Raw genomic sequence first — 19,897 nt, forward strand, 5'->3', positions numbered from 1 at the left:
TTGAAAGCAGTACTAACGCGGGACGGCACGGGCGAAAAGGGGAAAATGCGGGAAATAGCGGACAAGTGATGATTTCGTCGCATTTTCTCGCCGTATTACCATGGCGGTAACCATGCGCTGGCTACAAATGAAGCACCGCGACTCCATGAAATAGGGCCATTTTTGTCGAACGCCTAGTATTACGCAGCTGATCGGCCCGCAGTTTCCCGTAACGGTGGCGAGGTCAGCGCGGAAATGCCTGATCGAGCAAGGCTTCAAACTGGGTACGTTTCCCGGCAGGAGCGGCGTCAGCCTCGAGCAGCGCCGCGTCGGCTACGATAAGTGCCTGACCTTTGGCGATTTTACACCGAGCGACCAAGCCTTCGGGGCCGATTTGGCACCGCGCCTCGACCCCGCCCGGGAATGCCTCGAGCACTCCGGGAAGGGCGACGGACAAGCCCTCGCCCGTGTTTTCCCGTGAGGCAGCCGGTTGCGAATCGTCGAAGCGCAGTTGCAGCCCCCAGCGCCTGAGGATCGGCGAGATGAGCGCAATATCCTGCGGGCGTCGGCGATCGCCCAGCGGGAACGCACTTTCCCGCGTGAGCATCGGATCGGCGAACAACAGGAGCTTGCCGCCGCCGCGCACCCAATTGTCGAGCGCGACGTTTTCCTCAGGCATGAGCGGGCGTGGCTGCGCGATGACCAGACGGCGGGTGCGCGACAGGTCGAGCAGGGTATCGAGCGCGAGCAGTGTGCCGCGACGTTCGAGGACGTTGCGCGCCCAATGGGGAGGCGCGGTCGAGGACAGCATCGCGCTGACGCTCTGTTCTTCGCTCCACAGGATCGGCAGGCTGGTGAACAGGCCGATCGAGGTGTTTCTGTCCGGGTCGGCGCCGCGGGTGGAGATGGCCCAGACAACCGCGCCCATGACCATCAGCAGCGCGGCGAGCCACGGGGCGCGGCGGCGCAGGATCAGGGCTGCGGTGCCTTGACCGAAGGTGCTGCGGTTGGCGGCGGGGCGGGCGAGATGCTGACGGTGGGCTTGACCGGTAGTTCGGGCGCAACGCCCATATCGACCAGCGGGTCACTGGCGGCGGTGTCGCTTGCCGCATCGGCAGGCGCTGCACCCGCGACTGCGGTCTGGTCGATATACTTGGCGCGGTCCATGATCACGTTGGCGAGGCTGACCAGCAGCAGCATGCCCGCCAGCCCGAACAGCCCGACCTGCAACCTGTGAACTGCCTGCGCGCGCATTTCGCGCATCGAGGGCGGGGTGTAGGCGAGCGCGCTGGACGGAACATCGACCTGAGGTCCGGTCGGAGCAGCGCGCGGGGCCTGCGATCTGGCAAAAAGGGCCATGGAGCGCTTCTAGCCTATTGCTCCAACCATGGGAATACCGGGAGACCCTTAGCCTTCAACCACTCGGCATTGTAGAGCGAGGACAGGTAGCGGAAGCCTGTGTCGCACAGGATCGTCACCACGCGCGCATTGGGGCCGAGCTGCTTGCCCAGAGCCACCGCCCCAGCCACATTGATCCCGCTCGACAGGCCGAGGCAGAGGCCTTCGTCGGCCAGCATGCGTTCGACCCAGAACAGGCCTTCCTCGTCCGAGATGCGGAACTGCGTGTCGATCGGCGCGCCATCGAGGTTGGCGGTGATCCGACCCTGCCCGATGCCTTCGGCGACTGACGACCCTTCGGCCTTCAATTCGCCATTGGCATAATAGTTGTAGAGCGCCGCGCCGTGCGGGTCGGTCAGCGCGATGGTGACGTTCTCGTCGAAGGCCTTGAGGCCCATGCCGACGCCCGCGATCGTGCCGCCGGTTCCGGCCGCACAGGTAAAGCCGTCGATGCGGTGTTCCATCTGCTCCCAGATTTCGGGCGCAGTGGTTTCAATGTGGGCGCGACGATTCGCGATGTTGTCGAACTGGTTGGCCCAGACCGCACCCTCGGTTTCCTCGGCAATGCGGCGCGAGGTGTGGACGAAGTGCCCAGGGTTGGAGAACGGCGCTGCCGGAACGAGCACGAGTTCGGCGCGCAGGGCACGCAGCGTATCCATCTTCTCGCGCGATTGCGTTTCGGGCATGACGATGACCGACTTGTAGCCCAAGGCATTGGCGACCAGCGCGATGCCGATGCCGGTGTTGCCCGCAGTGCCTTCGACGATGGTGCCACCGGGCTTGAGCAGCCCGCGCTCCTCGGCATCGCGCACGATCCACAACGCGGCGCGGTCTTTCACCGAGGCGCCGGGGTTGGCGAATTCACACTTGCCGAAGATGTCGCAACCCGCCGCTTCGCTGGGGCCTTTCAGCCGGACGAGCGGGGTGTTGCCGATCAGGGAGATGGTATCGTTTGAAATCGCAGGAGCTGTCATAGGCCCTGAATTAGGGTGCGTCGTGCGCGATTGCCAACGATTTTACACTCCGGCAGCTTATTCGCGGCCTGCCCGTATCGCCGCGCCCCCGGCGAAAGGCGCGACAGCCAGCGCGACGAGGCTGCAGGCGGCGAGCAGGGCCAGCCCGCCCTCACCATCGGGTTGGAGAGAGCCTGCTCCGAAGATCAGCAGCGGCACCGTCAGCGGGATCGCAAGCAGCCCGCCGAGCGCGGACCCGGCGCGCAGGCCAGCGGTGAGCGCGGCAATGGTCACGCCGATGGCGGCAAGGCCTGGCGTACCGAGCAGCAGGCCGATCTCGACCGTACGCAATTGTGCGGCGTCGAGCGACAGTAGTCCGGCAGAGATCGGCGCGGCGATCATCAGCGGCAGGCCGAAGCTGATCCAGTGGGCGACGATGCGACTGAGCAGCAGGGCTTCTTCGGACAACCCGCGCAAGGCCCACTGGTCGAAGAACCCGGCCTCGACGTCGGGTTCGACCAGCCGGTCGAGCGGCAGGATGGCGGCGAGCAGCGCGGCGACCCAGATCACCCCTGCCCCGGTCCGCGCCAGCAACCGCGCGTCGGGTCCGACCGCGAAGGGGAACAGCATCGCGACGGCAAGGAAGAACAGCAGCGGCAGCACCGCCCCGCCGCGCCCTTGCGCGCCGCGCGTGAGCAGCGTGAGATCGCGCACGAAGATCGGCCAGAGGCGGCGAATCACGCGGAGTAGTCCAGCAGTTTGACCGTGGTCACGTGGTCGATCGACAGCGACTGGTGCGAGGCGAGGATCACCGCGCCGCCTGCCTTGCGGTGCGCGTCGATGGCGAGTTGGGCCATGCACGACCAATGCGTATCGAGCCCGTTCAGCGGTTCGTCGAGCAGCCAGATGCTTGCCTCGCTTGCCGCCACGCGGGCGAGCGCGGCGCGTTTGCGCTGGCCGGTCGACAGGTAACGTACGGGCACATCGAGCAGGTTGGCGAGGCCGAAGTCGGGCTGCTGGCCGTGCGTTCCGTCGATCCCGCGCCAGAAACCGAGCGCGCGGTCGAGCGGGAGGTGGCCGTCGAGCGCCAGCCGTTCGTCCGACAGCGCGAGGGAGCCGCTACGCTCGACCGATCCGGCATAAGGGCGCAGCAGGCCCGCCAGGATCCGGATCAGGCTGGATTTGCCGATACCGTTGGGTCCCGCGAGATGCACGATCTCTCCGCCGCGCACGGCTAACGACAGCCCGCGAAACAGAATACGGTCACCGCGCCTGCAGGCGATAGTGTCGGCGACGAGACGGCAGTCTTGCATGGGGGCAGGCGATAGGGGAAAGCTTAAGTCCTGCCAAGCAGCCGACCGACAAGGACTATGCGATGACGATTCCCCGCCTGACCGACGCCGAACGCGACGCCCTGCTGGCCGAACTGCCCGAGTGGACGCTGCGGGCGGATGGCATTGCGATCGAACGGACATTCCGTTTCGCGGATTTCTCGGCCGCGTGGGGATTCATGAACCGCGTGGCGCTGTATGCGGAAAAGGCGGACCATCATCCGGAGTGGTTCAATGTCTACAACCGGGTGGAGGTGACGCTGACCACGCATGACGCGGATGGGCTGTCGGCGCGCGATGCGGCGATGGCGCGGGCGATGGAGGGGTTTTTGTGAGGGGGTGAGTGCAGGTTGACGGCAGAATTGTGAGCTTTTCGACTGAAAGCTGCCGTTCCGGACACGACGCCATTGCGGACATTGAGCAAAAAAGCAGGTTCCTGCAGTGAGCAACGAAAGCCTGGATCGATTTAAAAGTCTGTTTGCGGATTTAGGGGCTGCCCTCCCACCCGCACCTTTGAAAGTGATTTGCCTGCTCGGTGAGTTGGACTTGAATGCAGTCTACACACGAGAACCGGACTTTCTTCTTGATCTAACTTTGAGAATTACGGCGGACAGCATTCTAGCCTGCTATGATATGGTTGGACCAGCGAAAGCAGATTACCTCGGCGCTCTCAGATTGATATCATTGAAGCTTAACTTCATCGCTAATCAAGAGGTGGAAAATTCCGAGTTACTCACCTACCTAAGCAAGCTCGATTCCCAGCTTGATGAGTTCAACATTTAACGTTCGCTCCCCACCAATTCCCGCCAATCCGCCATTTCTCAGGCTAACGCAAAACCAGCCGTCGCCCCGGACTTGATCCGGGGTCCCGCTTTTTTTTGGAGGTTGCGCGGAAGAACAGCGGGATCCCGGGTCAAGCCCGGGATGACGAGTGGATGCATGTAGGGCGGTTGGTTGTGATGCGGTGCGGCGGACTTTAAAGGTTTTTTCGCGCAGAGGCCGCAGAGAGCGCCGAGGGGCGCGCGGGGATACGCGGGGAGGTTTCAGGTCTGGCGCACGCAGTCGCGCTTGTTTGGTCCAAACGACCTCGTCGCGCAAACAGCCTTCTCTGCGCTCTTTGCGATCTCTGCGCGAAAACTAAGGAAGCCTCACCCCGGATCACGTCCGGGGCGACGGGGTGGAGGGGTTGCCGTTTACTGTGGCTTTCCTGACATGGCGTTAGAGTGCCGGTCAAGCCGATGCTTCGGAGCACTGATCCCAATCAACCCAGCCGTCGCCCCGGACTTGATCCGGGGGCCCGCTTTTTTTGGGGGTTGCGCGGAAGAACAGCGGGATCCCGGGTCAAGCCCGGGATGACGAGGAAGTGGGTGGTGTGTGGGTTTGGTCGTGCTCGGTCAGGCCGCCCCTTACTTCCCCATCGGCCTCTGCCCCTTACGCATCTGTTTGCGCAACACCCCCGGCATCCAGCGTGAGGCGAACGCCAGACGCCGCGCCGTCTTGCCGACAAAGGTGTGGAGCTTTTCGCCGTGGACTGCGGCCCACGCGGCTTCGGCGACGTCACCCACGGGCGTGATCTCCAACCCCGCGCCGCGCACGCGGGTGCGGATGTCTTCGTTGCTGGCGCGGTTGGGGGCATGGTCGAGGAGCGGGGTTTCGATGAAGGCGGGCATCAGGCTGCGCACCTTGATGCCGTCTTCCGCCCATTCGCCGTCGAGCGATTCGGTGAGCGCGCGGACGCCGAACTTGGTGGCGGCATAGACCGAGGTGCCGGGCGAGCCGTAGATGCCCGCCGCGCTCGCGGTGTTGAGCAGGCACGATCCCGGCGCACTCGCCTTGAGCCACGGATGAGCGGCCTGCGCGCCGAAGATCACGCCCTTGAGGTTGATGTCGAGCGTGCGTTCGATTTCCTCGGGCGTGACGTCGATCAGAGCGCCGCCGATGGGGATTCCGGCGTTGTTGAACACGACATCGATCTGGCCGCCTGCTGCCTTGGCGCAATCAGCGAGCGCTGCGTCCCATGCCGCGCGGTTCCGCACGTCGAGGGTGTGGCACGAGCTTTGCCCGACCGGGAGCAGCGCGGCGGTGCCGGCCATGCCGGCCTCATCGATATCGGCGAGCCCCACGAACCAGCCGCCTTGGGCGAAGCGTTGGGCGACGGCGCGGCCGATGCCCGATGCGCCGCCGGTGATGAAGATGGTCTTGCGTGGCATATCAAAGCGCCGGATTGTTGTAGCAATGCCAGGTGAATATCGCGGCAGCTCCGCGGTGCGGGCGCCAGTCTTCGGCCAGCGCGCGGGTTTCCTTTTCGGTGGGGCGTTCGGTCAGGCCCAGCAGCTTGCCCAAGCCTACTTGAACTGCGAGGTCTCCGGCGGGCCAGATGTCGGGGCGGCCCTCGGCGAAGAGCAGGTAGATTTCGGCAGACCAGCGCCCGATGCCCTTGATCCTGACGAGTTCGGCAATGGCGTCTTCGTCATCTGCCGGCAGATTGTCGAGATCGAGTTCGCCCGAGACGACCAGTTCGCACAACGAGCGCGCGTAACCCTGCTTCTGGCGCGAAAGGCCGCAGGCGCGCAGGGCATCGAAATCGGCAGCGAGCAGGTCGTGCGGGGGGATGTCCTCACCCAGCAGCGCCTCGAGCTTGTTCCATACCGATGCTGCCGCCGACACGCTGACCTGCTGGCCGACGATGGTGCGCAGCAGGGTGCGGTAGCCGGTCTCGCGGATGCGCGGTTCGGGATAGCCGACTCGTTCGATTGCGCCAGCCATCAGTGGCGCGCGGGCGGCAATGTGGCCCAGACCTTCGCGGATCGCCTCGGCGGTAAGGCCCATGTCATTTCTCCCAAGCAACGCTGTCTTTTGGCCGGATAGGCGGTTGCCAAAGACCGGGACACGCGATAGCAGCCCGCTCCAAAGGCGAACAGGGGGCCAATTTCTCCCCCGCGCTGCGTTTGGAGAATGGACGATGCCGAAGATTGTCGTGATCAATCGTGCAGGTGAAGAACAGACCGTCGAAGTCGATGCCGGCTTGTCGGTAATGGAAGCGATTCGCGACAACGGTTTCGACGAGCTGCTGGCGCTGTGCGGCGGCTGCTGCTCGTGCGCAACGTGCCACGTGTTCATCGATCCGGAATTCGCTGACAAGCTGCCCGCGATGAGCGAAGACGAGAACGATCTGCTGGATAGCTCGGACTATCGCAACGAGACGTCGCGTCTTTCGTGCCAGGTTCAGGTGACGAGCGCGCTCGAAGGCCTGCGGGTTACGATCGCGCCTGAGGATTGATTTCGGTTCGATGACTGCTGCGTCCCCGCGAAGGCGGGGACCTCAGGCACTTACATGACAGCTAGAGCAATGCGGCCTGAGGCCCCCGCCTTCGCGGGGCCGCGGGCTTTTTTATGATTTTGCATCTCCACATCCGTTCGACACGAACGGGGAGAGTGGGTGTTGTGACTGGGGTGGCTAAAGACGCAGACCCGCAGTCTCTTCCAGCCCCGACATCAGGTTGAGCGACTGCACCGCCGCGCCGCTGGCGCCCTTGCCGAGGTTGTCGAGCACGGCGACCAGGCGGGCTTGCTGGCCGTCGGCACTGCCCATCACATGCAGCTTGAGGCCATCCCACGGTTCCATCGAAGCGCGTAGCAGCAGTTCGCCGTCTGCGGGAAGGTCCTGCTCGACCGTCACGATCGGCGATCCGGCGTAAAATTGCGTCAACGCCGCGCGGAGCAGGTCGGCGGGGACGTTTCCGGGCATCACGCCCAAGGGCAGCGGGATTTCGACGACCATGCCGCGATGTCCGTTGACCACGGCGGGGCTGAACAGCGGGGCGATGGCTACGCCGCTGTACTTTTCCATTTCGCCGACATGCTTGTGCCCGAAGGTCAGGCCGTAGCCGCGCCATGCAATGTCGCGATCGTCCTCGAAGCGCTTGATCAGCGCCTTGCCGCCGCCCGAATAGCCCGAGATCGCATTGCAGCTATAGGGCCAGGCCGAGGGCAGCAGGCCGTTGTGAACCAGAGGCGCAAGCAGGGCGATGAAGCCGGTGGGGTAGCAGCCGGGGTTCGAGACGCGGCTCGCCTGCGCCACGCTGTCGCGACCGACGATTTCGGGAAAGCCATAGGTCCAGCCCTCGGCGACGCGGTGCGCGGTCGAAGCGTCGATAACCTTGGTGCGATCGTTGCGGATCATCGCCACGGCATCGCGCGCGGCGTCATCGGGCAGGCACAGGATCACGACATCGGCGTCGTTGATCGCCTCTGCCCGCGCGGCGTCATCCTTGCGGCGGACGTCGTCGAGCGCGATCAGCGCGAATTCGCTGCGGCCTGCGAGCCGGTCGGCGATTTCGAGGCCGGTGGTACCGGCGGCGCCATCGATGAATACCGAAGTTGTCATGGCCTCGCCTCGATTGCAGTCAGTTCGACGTAGCCCACCAGCATGTCGTCCTCGCACTGGCCCCAGGCCCAGCCGCCGGACATGTCGAGCACATCGAAGACTTCACCAGCGCGCAGGGTGCGCAGTTCCTCGCCCTCGGCCTTGCCCGCAGCGCGCAGCACGGCGATGGCCTTGATCGTGTGCGGCATCGGCACGGCGTAGTGCGGCACGAAGTAGCGGCCAGCCAGGCCGATATGCGCCAGGTCGCCGCGCACCGGCAGGTGCGGCTTGTCCGACCGGTCCGCCGGGCGCAGCAGCGCAAGCTGTGCGGCGGGCACGTCGATGGGAAGTGGCGATGCTTCAACGGTCAATTCAGGTTGCCCCCGGAACACGAAAGCCGGGCGATTAGCCGTGTCGGCGTGATCAGGCAAGCTAGCGCGCATTTCAGCCGTAGCGGGCCTTGAGCATTCCCCATGTCGCGCGAAGGCCGAGCGCGTCGCCACCCTTTGGCCGCCCGGGCTTGGCGGCGGGTCGCCACGCGAACGTATCGAAGTGCGCCCACTCGATCCCCTCACCGACGAAACGGTCGAGGAACAGCGCAGCGACGCTGGCTCCGGCAAAGCCGCCCGAGGGCGAATTCTGCAGGTCGGCAACGTCGGATTTGAGCATTTCGCGGTAGCCGTCGTGCAGCGGCAGGCGCCAGCACGGATCATCGCGTTCGAGGCCTGCGGCGATCAGGACATCAGCGGTAGCAGCCTGACGCGTAAACAGCGCAGGCAGGTCCGGGCCGAGCGCGACGCGGGCCGCGCCGGTCAGCGTGGCGAAGTCGATGATCAGTTCGGGCTTGAGTTCACTCGCGCGGGTCAGCGCGTCGCCGAGCACCAGCCGCCCTTCGGCATCAGTATTGGTCACTTCCACCGATAGGCCGTTGCGCGCGCGCAAGATGTCGCCGGGGCGGAAGGCGTGGCCCGAGATCGCATTTTCGACGGCGGGCACAAGCACATGCAGCCGGATCTTCGGGCCGAGAGCCATGATTAGTCCGGCAAGTGCCAGCGCGTGCGCCGCACCGCCCATGTCCTTTTTCATCAGGAGCATGCCCGCAGAAGGCTTAATGTCGAGACCGCCCGAATCGAAGCACACGCCCTTGCCGACGATGGCGACGCGGGGGTGGCTGGGATCGCCCCACTCCATCTCGATCAGGCGCGGCGCATGGCTGCGTGCGGCGGCGCGGCCGACCGCGTGGACCATCGGATAATCGCGCTCCAGCGCGTCTCCGGTCACGACGTGGATTTCGGCGTGGTGGGTCTTGGCGAGCGCGCGGGCTTCGGATTCCAGTTGCGCGGGACCCATGTCCTCGGCGGGGGTGTTGACGAGATCGCGCACCATGAGCACGGCGGTGGCCTCGGCAAGCGTCGCGTCGATCAGCGCGGCCTGCCTGGTCAGAAGCACGCGCGGCTCTGCGTCCTTGGCATCCTTGCGATAGCGGTCGAAGCGGTATTGGGCGGTGACCCAGCCGTGCATGGCCTTGCCGGGTTCGCCGCTGGCGAGGCGGTAAGTGCCGCCAGGAAGGACATCGGCAAGCTTTGCGAGGCACCACGATGACAGGTTCGCCGTATTGGCGACACCTGATACGACGAACCAGCCATCGCCATCGGGCACGATCGCGTATTCGTATCCGCCCGCCTCGAACTTCTGGGCGGCAAGGCTCGCGCGCTGTCCGGCGTTGAGTTGCTTGAGAAATTCGGGCAACGTCGTCTTGTCGAGAAGGTGGATCGCAGTGGCCTGCTGGCCTCGGTCCGGCTGGATCAGCGCGTTTCTGTCGGTCATGGTGTATCCATGCATGCCGCAGAGCGCCGCGTGTTGCGAGAGGAAAGTGCCTGATGCGTGCCACCGTTTTGTTCCCGCTCGTGCTCCTTGCGGGTTGCTCGGTCAGCAGCGACCCACAAGCCGATGCCAGCGCAAGTGCCAGTGCAGAGCCGAGCGCCGTCCCTGCCCCGCCCGCCGCGCCATCGGTGCCGGCCCAGACGCCGGTGGCTGCGCGCAACGTCACCGTAGAGAACGACGAGTACGAATTCACCTACTCCTACCCCGCTGAGGCTGGCGCGATTCCAGCTCTGAAGGGCTTGCTCGATGAAGACCTCGAAAAGCAGCGCAAGGAACTGATTGCGGACGCAAAAGAGGGTAAAGCGGATGCCACGAAGAACGGCTACCCGTACCATGCCTATAGCCACAGCGTCGAATGGCAGGTCGTGACCGACACGCCTGCGTGGCTGAGCATGTCGACGCTGATCGGCTATTTCAGCGGCGGGGCGCATCCGAACTACGGCTACGAGCCGCTGTTGTGGGACAAGATCGCAGGCGTGCGCCGCGCGCCGACCGACCTGTTCACGTCGAAAGCGGCCCTGGCCGCGGCAATTCGCGATCCGTTCTGCAAGGAACTGGAAAAAGAGCGTGCCAAGAAGCGGGGCGGGGAAAAGTGGACCGGCGATATCTCGGAGTTCACCAAGTGCATCGACCCGATCGAGCAGACGGTGATCCTGGGCTCGTCCAACGGCAAGGCGTTCAATCGCATCGGCGTGCTGATTTCGCCTTATGCGGCCGGACCTTACGCCGAAGGGTCGTACGAGGTGACGCTGCCGGTGACGCCCAAGGTGCTGGCGGCGGTGCGTCCCGAATACAAGCCCGCTTTCGTAGCGCAGTGATACGGTCGATCTTCAAGACCTCGCATTTGCCGAACGATATCGCTACATGCAGGGCATGACCGAATATCTGACAGTCGAAGACAACGATGTGCTGCTGCGCGACGGCACGATCAAACTGCATGGCCCTGCCGCGTTCGAAGGGATGCGCAAGGCGGGACGGCTCGCAGCCGAGATTCTCGATGCGCTGGCGCCGATGGTGCAGCCGGGCGTCCGGATGGACTATCTCGACGACGTCGTGCGGCAGATGACGCTGGATGGCGGCGCGATCCCGGCGACGCTGGGCTATCGCGGCTATGAGCACTCCAGCTGCATCTCGATCAACCACGTGGTGTGCCATGGTATCCCTTCGGAAAAGGTGCTGAAGGACGGTGACATCGTCAACATCGACGTGACCCCGCTGCTCGACGGCTGGCATGGCGATTCCAGTCGGATGTATCTCGTGGGCGACGTGCCCTTGAAGGCAAAGCGACTGGTCGACGTTACGCACGAATGCCTCATGATCGGGATCGAGCAGGCCAAGCCCGGGGCGCGGCTGGGCGATATCGGCGCGGCGATCCAGGCCCATGCCGAAAAGCACCGCTTCGGCGTGGTGCGCGAATTCTGCGGACATGGCGTCGGCCGCCTGTTCCACGATGCGCCCGAGGTCGTTCACGCCGGGCGTGCAGGAACAGGGCCGGAGCTTCGGCCGGGCATGTTCTTCACGATCGAGCCGATGATCAATTTCGGCAAGGCGGGCGTGAAAATCCTCGACGACGGCTGGACGGCGGTTACGCGCGACCGTTCGCTGTCGGCGCAGTTCGAGCATTCGATCGGCATCACCGAAGACGGCTGCGAAATCTTTACGCTCAGCCCGAAAGGCCTGCACAAGCCGCCTTACGCGGGTTGACGGCCAGCCCCCCGACCGCGTCATTGCGACCGGCACAGGACGAGGTTGCCCAAAAATCAGGCAGCCTTTGCGCAAATATTGTGCACGAATAGATCACACAGGCGCAACGATGCATCTGTGTGGCTGGCGCATGCGATTCAAATCTTGCCGCAGCGCCGCATTTCCCGCTTTCCCGGCGTGTCGCGATGGCCTAGTGATTAGGCATACTAGCGTGGCACGATTCTTGTAGGATCGGTGTCATACGTGATCATCGCCGGTTCGCCATTCTGGTGCTCCGGCCCGCGTTGCAGGGGTCTGAACGACGTGAAAAAGGTCGAAGCCATCATCAAGCCGTTCAAGCTCGATGAAGTCAAAGAGGCACTGCACGAAATCGGCGTGTCCGGCATCACCGTTACCGAAGCCAAAGGCTTCGGTCGCCAGAAGGGCCATACCGAGCTTTATCGCGGTGCCGAATATGTCGTAGATTTCCTGCCCAAGGTGAAGCTCGAGGTCGTTGTGCCAGATACGCTGGTCGATCGCGTGGTCGAAGCCATTGCCGCCGCCGCCCAGACCGGCCGCATCGGAGACGGCAAGATCTTCGTGATCCCGGTCGAAAGCGCGCTGCGCATCCGCACCGGTGAGCGCGACAACGACGCGATCTAGACACACGCAGTCGTCTTGTTTTTTACGGCGGGGGTAGGCCTGTGGACGGGCAAGCCTCCGGTTTGACTACCACCCCAGACACCCCCCGACCTCTCCCCGGGGGCAAGAAAAGGACCAGCGATGGCAACTGCAAAGGACATTCTCGCCCGCATCAAGGACGAGGAAATCGAGTGGATCGATCTGCGTTTCACCGACCCCAAGGGCAAGTGGCAGCACCTGACCATGGTCGCCGGCCTGATCGGCGAAGATGAGCTCGAAGACGGCCTGATGTTCGACGGTTCGTCGATCGAGGGCTGGAAGGCCATCAACGAATCCGACATGATCCTCAAGCCGGACCTTTCGGCAGTCTATGTCGATCCGTTCAGCGCCACCCCGATGCTGATCGTGGTTTGCGACATCGTTGAGCCTTCGACCGGCGAGCTGTACTCGCGCGATCCGCGCTCGACCGCCAAGCGCGCCGAAGCCTTCGTCAAGTCGACCGGTATCGGCGACACCGTCTACGTGGGGCCAGAAGCCGAGTTCTTCCTGTTCGACGACGTCAAGTACTACGACGGCTACGACGGTAACGGCTTCCGCATCGACGATATCGAACTGCCGACCAACACCAACAAGGAATACGAAGGCGGCAACCTCGGCCATCGTCCAGGCGTCAAGGGCGGCTACTTCCCCGTCGCGCCGATCGACAGCTGCGTCGACATCCGTGGCGAGATGGTTTCGACCATGATCGAAATGGGCCTGCCTTGCGACAAGCACCACCACGAAGTGGCAGCAGCGCAGCACGAGCTCGGCCTGACCTTCGGTACGTTGGTCCAGACCGCCGACCGCATGCAGGTCTACAAGTACGTCGTGCAACAGGTTGCGCACGCTTACGGCAAGTCGGCCACGTTCATGCCGAAGCCGATCAAGGGTGATAACGGTTCGGGCATGCACACCCACATCTCGATCTGGGAAGCTGGCAAGCCACTGTTCGCCGGCAACGGCTATGCCGGTCTGTCCGACATGTGCCTGTATTTCATCGGCGGCGTGATCAAGCATGCCAAGTCGCTGAATGCCTTCACCAACCCCACGACCAACAGCTACAAGCGCCTGGTCCCGGGTTATGAAGCGCCGGTGCTGCTGGCATATTCGGCCCGCAACCGCTCGGCTTCGTGCCGCATTCCTTATGGTGCCGGTGCCAAGGCAAAGCGCGTGGAATTCCGTTTCCCCGACGCTATGGCCAACCCCTACCTGTGCTATGCAGCGCTGCTGATGGCAGGCCTCGACGGGATCAAGAACAAGATCCACCCGGGCGAAGCCATGGACAAGAACCTGTACGACCTGCCGCCAGAAGAACTCGCCGAAGTGCCCACCGTTTGCGGTTCGCTTCGCGAAGCTCTCGATTCGCTTGCGGCCGATCACGACTACCTGCTGCAGGGCGGCGTGTTCACCAAGGACCAGATCGAAGCTTATGCCGAGATCAAGTGGGCTGAGCAGCTGCGTTGGGAAACCACCCCGGCGGCGGTCGAATTCGACATGTACTACTCGGCCTGATTTCAGACCGTTGAATTGTAGGAGGGCGCCCGGGAAACCGGGCGCCCTTTCCGTTGGGGGACCAAGCGCCGCTCACTGCGGACAACGCGTGAAGTTGTGATTTTTTCCACAGTTTGCGACGAACCGAGTTGAGCTGTTATGAGCGCGGGGTGAACGGAATGGGGCTCGGGTTACCTTAAGCGACAGCATCGTTACGAAGGCTGCCATGCTTCGTACAATGGTCGCCAGCCTCCTCGCCCTGTTCAGCCTTGCAGCGCTCCCCACCTCCGCCCACGCGCGCTTGCAGTGCGTGACTTACGCCCGGCAGGTTTCGGACGTTCAGATCAGCGGCAATGCCCGCGACTGGTGGGGCAATGCCGAGGCTACCTATGAGCGCGGCCATCAGCCCCGCCCCGGCGCGGTTCTGGCGTTCAGCGGCACCCGCGCAATGCCCTATGGCCATGTCGCCGTGGTCAGCAAGATCATCGACGATCGCCACATCCTGATCGATCACGCCAACTGGTCTGGCCCGGGCATGGTCGAGCGCGGTGTTCAGGCCGTCGATGTTTCAGCTGCCGGCGATTGGAGCGAAGTGCGCGTATGGTATGCACCGACGCGCTCGGTGGGCCTTCGTGCCAGTCCGGCCAAGGGCTTCATCTATCCCCGCAGCATGACCGCCAGCGCAGCAAACGCAGACGCAGACGCAGCCAAGGGCTGACACCAATCAGGCCGAGCGCAAGGCCTTGCGCTGGGTGGGCTGGATGAGCGCGAGCGCTTCGTCGGGCGACAGCGCGGGCCAGAACAGGTGGCCCTGAATCATCTGGCATCCGGCGGCCTGGACCAGCGCGCGCTGCATCGTGGTCTCGACACCCTCGGCCACGACCTTCATGCGCAAGGTGTGACCCAGCGACACGATCGCGCGCAGGATCGAATGCGCATCGAGATCGGCTTCGATGTTCTGGACGAACGAGCGATCGATCTTGATCCGTTCGAACTGGAACGAACGCAGGTAACTCAGCGAGGAATAGCCGATCCCGAAATCGTCGAGCGCGATGCGGAAGCCTCGATAGTTGAGGCCCTTGAGCACGTCGAGCACGTGATCGCTGCGATCGAGCATGACGCCTTCGGTTACTTCGAGAACGAACCGCCGCGGGTCGATGCCCGTCTCCCGAATGAGTAAATCGATCCTTGGCAGGAAGTCGCTCGCCATGATTTGCAGTGGCGAGAGGTTGACCGAGATATCGCAGGACGGCCAGTCTCGGCATTCGGTGAACACGCGCCGCAGCACCCATTCTCCGAGCGGGCCCATCAAGCCGGCTTGCTCGGCCACGGGCACGAACAGGCCGGGACGGATCGGTCCGCGCTCCGGGTGGGGCCAGCGGACAAGTGCCTCAAAGCCCTGGATCGCGCCGTCGGCCGCACTGACGATCGGCTGGTAGGCCATCGCCAATTCGTCGCGGGTGATGGCGCGCCGCAGTTCGATTTCCATCTCGCGGCGAAGCTTTACCGTGGCATCCATGTCGCGCGTGAAGCGGCGGTAGCGAGCGCGGCCGCGCTGTTTGGCGCGGTAGAGCGCGATGTCGGAGCGGCGTAGCAGCTCGCCGGGGTCTTCGCTTTGCTCAGGGCCCCAGCTGATGCCGCACGAGCAACTGATGTCGAGATTGTTGCCCGAGATCACGAAGGGCTCGTGCATCAGCGCCATGATCTGACGGCCGAGCATATCGGCGGCAGGCTTGCCACCGGTGGTGCGCCGCAGTAGCACGAATTCATCACCGCCGAAGCGCGACAGGAAGTCACCGGGTGGAAGCGAGCGGCGCAGGCGCAACGCGACCTGGCGCACCAGCTCGTCCCCCACCTGATGGCCGAGCGTATCGTTGACCACTTTGAAGCGGTCGATATCGACGTAGGCGACGAACACATCGCCAAGGTCGCGGCGCTCGACGCAGGTCTGCAGTTCCTGCCGCAAGCGCTGCATGAAATGGGTGCGGTTGGGCAAGCCGGACATCGCATCGTGGAGCGCGTTGTGCTGGGCCTGCGCTTCGCTGGCCTTCAGTTCGTCGGTCGTGACTCTCATGCGCCGCACGATGAACGCGCCGCCTACGACGACCGCGACGAAGAACAGGATGTAGACCGCAAGCAGCGGGGTCGCGCGCTGGACAATGGCCGGTCCGGGCGGGCGCGAGCGCCAAGATAGCCAGCCGATCCGCTCACCGTTCTGGTCGGAGATCGCGTAGGCATTGCGCCCGGCGTCAGCGTCATTCGCCACGCTGAAGCGCAAGTCCTCGAGCAGCAGCGAATCATGCATGTCGGCAATGATCTTGGCATCGAGATAGCGCACCAGCACGATGTAGTCGGGTTCGCGCTTGAGCAGGGCGGGCTTGGTATCGGGAACGACCGATGCCACCGCGAGAAAGGCGGGTCGTCCGTCGGCGCTGGTCATGGCAGAAAGCCCGCGCGCCATCGGCAGGCCCTTAGCGGTGTAAGGCCAGTCGACCGTGCCATGACGATGCCGCGCGGCGATCGGTCCGTCTGTCGGCCCTTCGGTCACCGAGCGCGTGACGAGTTTGCGGACCTGGCCTGCAAGCGGTCCGAATTCGCAGTCTCGCGACAGCTTGATCCCGCGCCAGCAATGTACCAACGTTCCATCGAAGCGGACGTGGTAAATCCGATCGACGTGGTGGCTGCCCCAGAAGTAGCCGGACAGGTACGTCTGCGACCACGACGCGACGGCGGGCTCGTTCAGCTTGACGACGGCATCGTCCCAAGTGACCTGCAGCCGGGCAGTGTCGAGCAGCTGCTTGCTCGTCCGGGCGACGAACCTTTCGGCCAGGCGACGCTCCTCCACCCGGGCAAATTCATCGGCGATGTCGGTTGAGTTGCGGAACGCGGCGACGAGCGCGGCGGTCAGGGCCAGCAGGGCGATGAACGTCGCGATGACGATCCACCGCACGGCGGCAGCGCCCGTGTGCTGCCGCACCGCGCGATGCCGCAAGAAGAGACCGGTCTTCATCATGCCATGCGATAACAAGCGGTTGCGAACAAATGGTTATCAGCGGCTAAGCGGGAGCCTTCGGATGCCGCCGTCGGGCCAGTGGCCGGTACGGAACCAACCCTGCGGTTCAGGGATTGTGTCTGCGACGTTGCCGGGTGCCACAGGTGCCCATTTACGGAGACCTGCCATGCTGCTGACCCTTGCGCTTATCCTGTTCGTCCTGTGGGCACTTGGCGTTTTTGCATTCAAGATTACGGCCGGGGTGATCCACCTCGTGCTCGTGGTTGCCCTGATTGTCGGGCTTGTTCATCTGTTCCGCGGGCGTCGCGCCTGACAGTCACCCCGCCACCAATCAAGTTGCGAACTGAAACGCGATTGCCTACCTTTTGATCGTCCCGCGCCGGGTGGCACATCCGGCGCGGTCGTTCATTCGGGAGATGCGCAATGCGCGAGAGACTTCAGCAATATATCGACGGAAAATGGATAGATAGCGAAGGCGGCAAGCGCCACGAAGTCATCAACCCGACGACCGAGGAAGCGTGTTGCGCTATCACGCTGGGCACCAAGGCGGACGTGGACAAGGCCGTTGCCGCAGCGCAGCGCGCGTTCAAGACCTTCAGCAAGACCACGCGTGAGGAACGCCTTGCGCTGATGGATCGCATCGTTGCCGAGTACAAGAAGCGCGTACCCGAACTAGCCGAAGCGATGGCCGAAGAAATGGGCGCGCCGGTCAGCTTTGCCAGCACCGCGCAGGTCGGAGCCGGGATCGGCGGATTCCTTGGCACGATGGCCGCGCTCGAGAACTTCAACTTCATGGAAAACAACGGCGCCTATTCGGTGGCTTACGAGCCGATCGGTGTGGTCGGCATGATCACCCCGTGGAACTGGCCGTTGAACCAGATCGCGCTCAAGGTCGCGCCTGCGCTGGCGGCCGGCAACACCATGATCCTCAAGCCGTCCGAGGAATGCCCGACCAACGCAGTGATCTTTGCAGAGATCCTTGACGCTGCGGGCGTTCCCCCGGGCGTATTCAATCTCATTCAGGGCGATGGCCCTGGCGTTGGCACCGCGATTAGCTCGCATCCCGGAATCGACATGGTGAGCTTTACCGGCTCGACCCGCGCGGGCATTCTGGTGGCCAAGGCGGCGGCGGACACGGTCAAGCGCGTTCATCAGGAACTCGGCGGCAAGTCGCCCAACCTGGTGCTACCCGATGCCGACTTCGCCAAATATCTGCCCTCGACCGCGTCAGGCCCGCTGGTCAACAGTGGTCAGAGCTGCATCTCGCCAACGCGCGTGCTGGTCCCGCGTGAACGTGAAGCCGAAGCGGCGCAGTTCGTTTCCGCGATGTATTCATCCACGCAAGTCGGCGATCCGATGCAGGAAGGCAGCCACATCGGACCTGTCGTCAACAAGGCGCAGTTCGACAAGATCCGCGCGCTGATCCAGTCGGCAATCGACGAGGGTGCCAAGCTCGAGACCGGTGGTCCGGACCTGCCTGCCAACGTCAACCGCGGCTACTACATCAAGCCGACGGTGTTTTCGGGCGTGACGCCGGACATGCGCATCGCGCAGGAGGAAATCTTCGGCCCGGTGGCGACGATCATGGCCTACGACAGTCTGGAACAGGCAATCGAGATTGCCAACGATACCGCTTATGGCTTGTCGGCATGCATCACCGGCGATCCCGCCAAAGCAGCGGCGGTTGCGCCGGAGCTTCGCGCGGGCATAATTGCGATCAACAATTGGGGCCCCACACCCGGCGCTCCGTTCGGCGGCTACAAGCAATCGGGCAATGGGCGTGAAGGCGGGCTCTACGGCCTGAAGGACTTCATGGAAGTTAAGTCGATCAGCGGTTTGCCCGCCTGACCGGATCGCGATTTGACAGGAAGCGGCTGCTCAGACCCGAGCGGCCGCTTCTTGCGCGATGTTCTGCCGCCAGCAAGGCCTTCGGGTAGACCTCGCCCAACAGGCTCTGGAACGTCTGCGACCAATCGAACCGACTGACGACATGATCGCGCGCGGCGCGGCCCATCGCGCGACGGTCCCCGGTCCAGGCCGCTACCACAGCGTCGGCGAATGCCTGAGTATCGTCTACTGGTACAAGCAAACCGATCCCGTGCGGCACGCGGTCCGTCATGGCACCGCTTGCCATTCCGACGACCGGCAATCCGCTGGCCTGCGCCTCGACGACCGAGATACCAAATGTCTCGTCTGCCATCGCTGAAACATAGACATCTGCCGAAGCCAGCGCGCGGGCAAGTGCGAGGCGGTCGGAGATGAAGCCAGGAAACGCAACCTCCCAGCCCAAGGACTGTTCTTCGAGACTTTGGCGCAGCTTGCCATCACCGATGAGCACGAGGCCCGCGTCGAGCGCCGAAGGCAGGCGCTTGAACATGTCGAGCAGGTGCTGGGCACGCTTTTCGTTGTCGAGCCGCCCGGCATAAACCAGTAAGGGACCGCGCGCCTTCAGGCTGATTTCTGTGCGCCAATCCGGATCGCGGCGCTTTGGATGAAACAACGCGGTATCAACCCCTAGCGACATCACATCGACATGGTCGATCCCGTAGCCGCGCAGGGTCTGCGCCATTGCGCTGCTGAGCGTATAAACCCGATCGAACTCGCGGTAGGTCAACTGCGCGTACCCGGTTGCCAGCCGACGCAATCCCCGTGCAACGAAGCTGCCGAACAGGCTTGATCCGACGCGATAGATATGCGCTTCGGGAAAATCAGTGTGGTATCCTGCGACGAGCGCGGTTTTGGGATGTGCCCTGCCGTAATTGATTGCTGTCCAAGGCAAAACCCAGGGGCATTGGGATTCGATCAGGTCCGGTTGGTACTGCTCCAGCAGCTTGCGCACGACTCCCGTACGCATGATGAAACGATAGTTGGGACTGCCCCGCACCTGGTCTGCGCCAACCTGCGCCCATATCAGCCGACCCTGTTCGACTATGCGGTCTTCGGGACCGGGTACGATCTGCAACAGCCGGTGCGGCGTGCGTTCCAGCACGTAACGCTGCTTCTCTCGTAAATAAGTGCCGATACCTCCACCGCCGTGCGGCGCGTAACTCTGGGTAAGATCGCACAGCAACAAGGGTCGGGTCGGGTCGGCCATGAGCCGTGAAAGCCACTGCGACGT

Annotated in this window: 22 protein-coding genes; 10 read left to right on the forward strand and 12 right to left on the reverse strand. The window is 63.7% G+C overall.

What is annotated here, in order from left to right:
- Positions 1 to 223 precede the first annotated feature (223 nt).
- Genes GGQ88_RS13025 through ccmA form a run of 5 tightly spaced genes read right to left on the reverse strand, consistent with a single transcriptional unit; the run spans position 224 to position 3,643 of the window.
- A complete protein-coding gene (locus tag GGQ88_RS13025; protein WP_221214662.1) occupies positions 224 to 907 on the reverse strand; it encodes a GldG family protein in 684 nt (227 codons plus the stop codon).
- A gap of 44 nt (positions 908 to 951) precedes the next feature.
- Entirely contained in the window at positions 952 to 1,338 is a 387-nt protein-coding gene (locus tag GGQ88_RS13030) for a hypothetical protein (RefSeq protein ID WP_343057208.1), read from the reverse strand.
- A 14-nt stretch (positions 1,339 to 1,352) separates the two neighbouring features.
- The gene (locus GGQ88_RS13035; protein ID WP_183613873.1) at positions 1,353 to 2,351 is read right to left on the reverse strand and encodes a cysteine synthase A; all 999 of its coding nucleotides are present in this window, start codon (positions 2,349 to 2,351) and stop codon (positions 1,353 to 1,355) included.
- A 57-nt stretch (positions 2,352 to 2,408) separates the two neighbouring features.
- Positions 2,409 to 3,071 (reverse strand): heme exporter protein CcmB, encoded by a 663-nt coding sequence (gene ccmB / locus GGQ88_RS13040; protein ID WP_183613874.1) that lies wholly within the window; start codon positions 3,069 to 3,071, stop codon positions 2,409 to 2,411.
- Complete coding sequence (ccmA, locus tag GGQ88_RS13045) at positions 3,068 to 3,643, reverse strand: heme ABC exporter ATP-binding protein CcmA (RefSeq protein WP_183613875.1); 576 nt, start codon at positions 3,641 to 3,643, stop codon at positions 3,068 to 3,070. The genes ccmB and ccmA overlap by 4 nt, the downstream gene beginning before the upstream one ends.
- A 62-nt stretch (positions 3,644 to 3,705) precedes the next feature.
- Between ccmA and GGQ88_RS13050 the strand changes: the two genes are divergently transcribed.
- Entirely contained in the window at positions 3,706 to 3,996 is a 291-nt protein-coding gene (locus GGQ88_RS13050) for a 4a-hydroxytetrahydrobiopterin dehydratase (RefSeq protein ID WP_183613876.1), read from the forward strand.
- 106 nt (positions 3,997 to 4,102) lie between these two features.
- Positions 4,103 to 4,444, forward strand: coding sequence for a hypothetical protein (locus tag GGQ88_RS13055; protein ID WP_183613877.1), 342 nt, complete (start codon positions 4,103 to 4,105; stop codon positions 4,442 to 4,444).
- A 623-nt stretch (positions 4,445 to 5,067) separates the two neighbouring features.
- On the opposite strand, the gene GGQ88_RS13060 is transcribed toward GGQ88_RS13055, so the two are convergent.
- Both GGQ88_RS13060 and GGQ88_RS13065 read right to left on the reverse strand, forming a co-directional pair.
- Positions 5,068 to 5,871: an SDR family oxidoreductase gene (locus GGQ88_RS13060; RefSeq protein WP_183613878.1), complete on the reverse strand. Its 804-nt coding sequence runs from the start codon at positions 5,869 to 5,871 to the stop codon at positions 5,068 to 5,070.
- 1 nt (position 5,872) lies between these two features.
- Positions 5,873 to 6,490 carry a DNA-3-methyladenine glycosylase family protein gene (locus GGQ88_RS13065; RefSeq protein ID WP_183613879.1) on the reverse strand — a complete coding sequence of 206 codons (618 nt, stop codon included), beginning with the start codon at positions 6,488 to 6,490 and terminating at the stop codon, positions 5,873 to 5,875.
- 133 nt (positions 6,491 to 6,623) lie between these two features.
- Between GGQ88_RS13065 and GGQ88_RS13070 the strand changes: the two genes are divergently transcribed.
- A complete protein-coding gene (locus GGQ88_RS13070; protein ID WP_183613880.1) occupies positions 6,624 to 6,941 on the forward strand; it encodes a 2Fe-2S iron-sulfur cluster-binding family protein in 318 nt (105 codons plus the stop codon).
- A gap of 177 nt (positions 6,942 to 7,118) precedes the next feature.
- Here the strand turns inward: GGQ88_RS13070 and argC are convergent, their stop codons facing one another.
- From argC to GGQ88_RS13085, 3 genes are all read right to left on the reverse strand, one after another.
- A complete protein-coding gene (gene argC, locus GGQ88_RS13075) occupies positions 7,119 to 8,048 on the reverse strand; it encodes an N-acetyl-gamma-glutamyl-phosphate reductase (protein ID WP_183613881.1) in 930 nt (309 codons plus the stop codon).
- Positions 8,045 to 8,398, reverse strand: a complete 354-nt coding sequence (locus tag GGQ88_RS13080; protein WP_246385954.1) for an SH3 domain-containing protein — start codon at positions 8,396 to 8,398, stop codon at positions 8,045 to 8,047. Before GGQ88_RS13080 ends, argC begins: the two co-directional genes overlap by 4 nt.
- A gap of 73 nt (positions 8,399 to 8,471) precedes the next feature.
- On the reverse strand, positions 8,472 to 9,854 hold the full coding sequence (locus GGQ88_RS13085) for a leucyl aminopeptidase family protein (RefSeq protein WP_183613883.1): 1,383 nt from the start codon (positions 9,852 to 9,854) through the stop codon (positions 8,472 to 8,474).
- A 53-nt stretch (positions 9,855 to 9,907) separates the two neighbouring features.
- On the opposite strand from GGQ88_RS13085, the gene GGQ88_RS13090 reads away from it, so the two are divergent.
- The 5 genes from GGQ88_RS13090 (at position 9,908) to GGQ88_RS13110 (ending at position 14,484) form a co-directional block, all read left to right on the forward strand.
- The gene (locus GGQ88_RS13090) at positions 9,908 to 10,729 is read left to right on the forward strand and encodes a DUF4163 domain-containing protein (protein WP_183613884.1); all 822 of its coding nucleotides are present in this window, start codon (positions 9,908 to 9,910) and stop codon (positions 10,727 to 10,729) included.
- 55 nt (positions 10,730 to 10,784) lie between these two features.
- Positions 10,785 to 11,615 (forward strand): type I methionyl aminopeptidase, encoded by an 831-nt coding sequence (gene map / locus GGQ88_RS13095; protein WP_183613885.1) that lies wholly within the window; start codon positions 10,785 to 10,787, stop codon positions 11,613 to 11,615.
- Positions 11,616 to 11,918: 303 nt separating this feature from the next.
- Positions 11,919 to 12,257 carry a P-II family nitrogen regulator gene (locus GGQ88_RS13100; RefSeq protein WP_183613886.1) on the forward strand — a complete coding sequence of 113 codons (339 nt, stop codon included), beginning with the start codon at positions 11,919 to 11,921 and terminating at the stop codon, positions 12,255 to 12,257.
- Positions 12,258 to 12,377: 120 nt separating this feature from the next.
- Entirely contained in the window at positions 12,378 to 13,787 is a 1,410-nt protein-coding gene (gene glnA / locus GGQ88_RS13105; RefSeq protein ID WP_183613887.1) for a type I glutamate--ammonia ligase, read from the forward strand.
- Between the two features lie 205 nt (positions 13,788 to 13,992).
- Entirely contained in the window at positions 13,993 to 14,484 is a 492-nt protein-coding gene (locus GGQ88_RS13110) for a CHAP domain-containing protein (protein ID WP_183613888.1), read from the forward strand.
- 6 nt (positions 14,485 to 14,490) lie between these two features.
- Here GGQ88_RS13110 and GGQ88_RS13115 read toward each other — a convergent pair whose 3' ends face one another.
- Positions 14,491 to 16,779: a putative bifunctional diguanylate cyclase/phosphodiesterase gene (locus GGQ88_RS13115; protein WP_246385957.1), complete on the reverse strand. Its 2,289-nt coding sequence runs from the start codon at positions 16,777 to 16,779 to the stop codon at positions 14,491 to 14,493.
- A 166-nt stretch (positions 16,780 to 16,945) separates the two neighbouring features.
- Between GGQ88_RS13115 and GGQ88_RS13120 the strand changes: the two genes are divergently transcribed.
- Positions 16,946 to 17,092 carry a lmo0937 family membrane protein gene (locus tag GGQ88_RS13120; RefSeq protein WP_183613889.1) on the forward strand — a complete coding sequence of 49 codons (147 nt, stop codon included), beginning with the start codon at positions 16,946 to 16,948 and terminating at the stop codon, positions 17,090 to 17,092.
- A gap of 110 nt (positions 17,093 to 17,202) precedes the next feature.
- Positions 17,203 to 18,627 carry an aldehyde dehydrogenase family protein gene (locus tag GGQ88_RS13125; RefSeq protein WP_183613890.1) on the forward strand — a complete coding sequence of 475 codons (1,425 nt, stop codon included), beginning with the start codon at positions 17,203 to 17,205 and terminating at the stop codon, positions 18,625 to 18,627.
- Here the strand turns inward: GGQ88_RS13125 and GGQ88_RS13130 are convergent.
- Complete coding sequence (locus tag GGQ88_RS13130; protein WP_183613891.1) at positions 18,608 to 19,873, reverse strand: glycosyltransferase; 1,266 nt, start codon at positions 19,871 to 19,873, stop codon at positions 18,608 to 18,610. The genes GGQ88_RS13125 and GGQ88_RS13130 overlap by 20 nt on opposite strands.
- Positions 19,874 to 19,897 lie beyond the last annotated feature (24 nt).

Origin of the sequence: Novosphingobium hassiacum, from assembly GCF_014196055.1 — a bacterium.
In the GTDB taxonomy this organism is placed as follows: domain Bacteria; phylum Pseudomonadota; class Alphaproteobacteria; order Sphingomonadales; family Sphingomonadaceae; genus Novosphingobium; species Novosphingobium hassiacum.

Excerpts from the sequence above, each read along its gene's own strand:
- map (WP_183613885.1), top strand. The coding sequence starts at position 10,785 with ATGACCGAATATCTGACAGTCGAAGACAACGATGTGCTGCTGCGCGAC.
- GGQ88_RS13070 (WP_183613880.1), top strand. The coding sequence starts at position 6,624 with ATGCCGAAGATTGTCGTGATCAATCGTGCAGGTGAAGAACAGACCGTC.
- GGQ88_RS13115 (WP_246385957.1), bottom strand. The coding sequence starts at position 16,779 with ATGATGAAGACCGGTCTCTTCTTGCGGCATCGCGCGGTGCGGCAGCAC.
- GGQ88_RS13030 (WP_343057208.1), bottom strand. The coding sequence starts at position 1,338 with ATGGCCCTTTTTGCCAGATCGCAGGCCCCGCGCGCTGCTCCGACCGGA.
- GGQ88_RS13125 (WP_183613890.1), top strand. The coding sequence starts at position 17,203 with ATGCGCGAGAGACTTCAGCAATATATCGACGGAAAATGGATAGATAGC.
- GGQ88_RS13060 (WP_183613878.1), bottom strand. The coding sequence starts at position 5,871 with ATGCCACGCAAGACCATCTTCATCACCGGCGGCGCATCGGGCATCGGC.
- glnA (WP_183613887.1), top strand. The coding sequence starts at position 12,378 with ATGGCAACTGCAAAGGACATTCTCGCCCGCATCAAGGACGAGGAAATC.
- GGQ88_RS13120 (WP_183613889.1), top strand. The coding sequence starts at position 16,946 with ATGCTGCTGACCCTTGCGCTTATCCTGTTCGTCCTGTGGGCACTTGGC.
- argC (WP_183613881.1), bottom strand. The coding sequence starts at position 8,048 with ATGACAACTTCGGTATTCATCGATGGCGCCGCCGGTACCACCGGCCTC.
- GGQ88_RS13035 (WP_183613873.1), bottom strand. The coding sequence starts at position 2,351 with ATGACAGCTCCTGCGATTTCAAACGATACCATCTCCCTGATCGGCAAC.
- GGQ88_RS13110 (WP_183613888.1), top strand. The coding sequence starts at position 13,993 with ATGCTTCGTACAATGGTCGCCAGCCTCCTCGCCCTGTTCAGCCTTGCA.
- GGQ88_RS13090 (WP_183613884.1), top strand. The coding sequence starts at position 9,908 with ATGCGTGCCACCGTTTTGTTCCCGCTCGTGCTCCTTGCGGGTTGCTCG.
- GGQ88_RS13130 (WP_183613891.1), bottom strand. The coding sequence starts at position 19,873 with ATGGCCGACCCGACCCGACCCTTGTTGCTGTGCGATCTTACCCAGAGT.
- GGQ88_RS13065 (WP_183613879.1), bottom strand. The coding sequence starts at position 6,490 with ATGGGCCTTACCGCCGAGGCGATCCGCGAAGGTCTGGGCCACATTGCC.
- ccmA (WP_183613875.1), bottom strand. The coding sequence starts at position 3,643 with ATGCAAGACTGCCGTCTCGTCGCCGACACTATCGCCTGCAGGCGCGGT.
- GGQ88_RS13050 (WP_183613876.1), top strand. The coding sequence starts at position 3,706 with ATGACGATTCCCCGCCTGACCGACGCCGAACGCGACGCCCTGCTGGCC.
- GGQ88_RS13025 (WP_221214662.1), bottom strand. The coding sequence starts at position 907 with ATGGGCGCGGTTGTCTGGGCCATCTCCACCCGCGGCGCCGACCCGGAC.
- GGQ88_RS13085 (WP_183613883.1), bottom strand. The coding sequence starts at position 9,854 with ATGACCGACAGAAACGCGCTGATCCAGCCGGACCGAGGCCAGCAGGCC.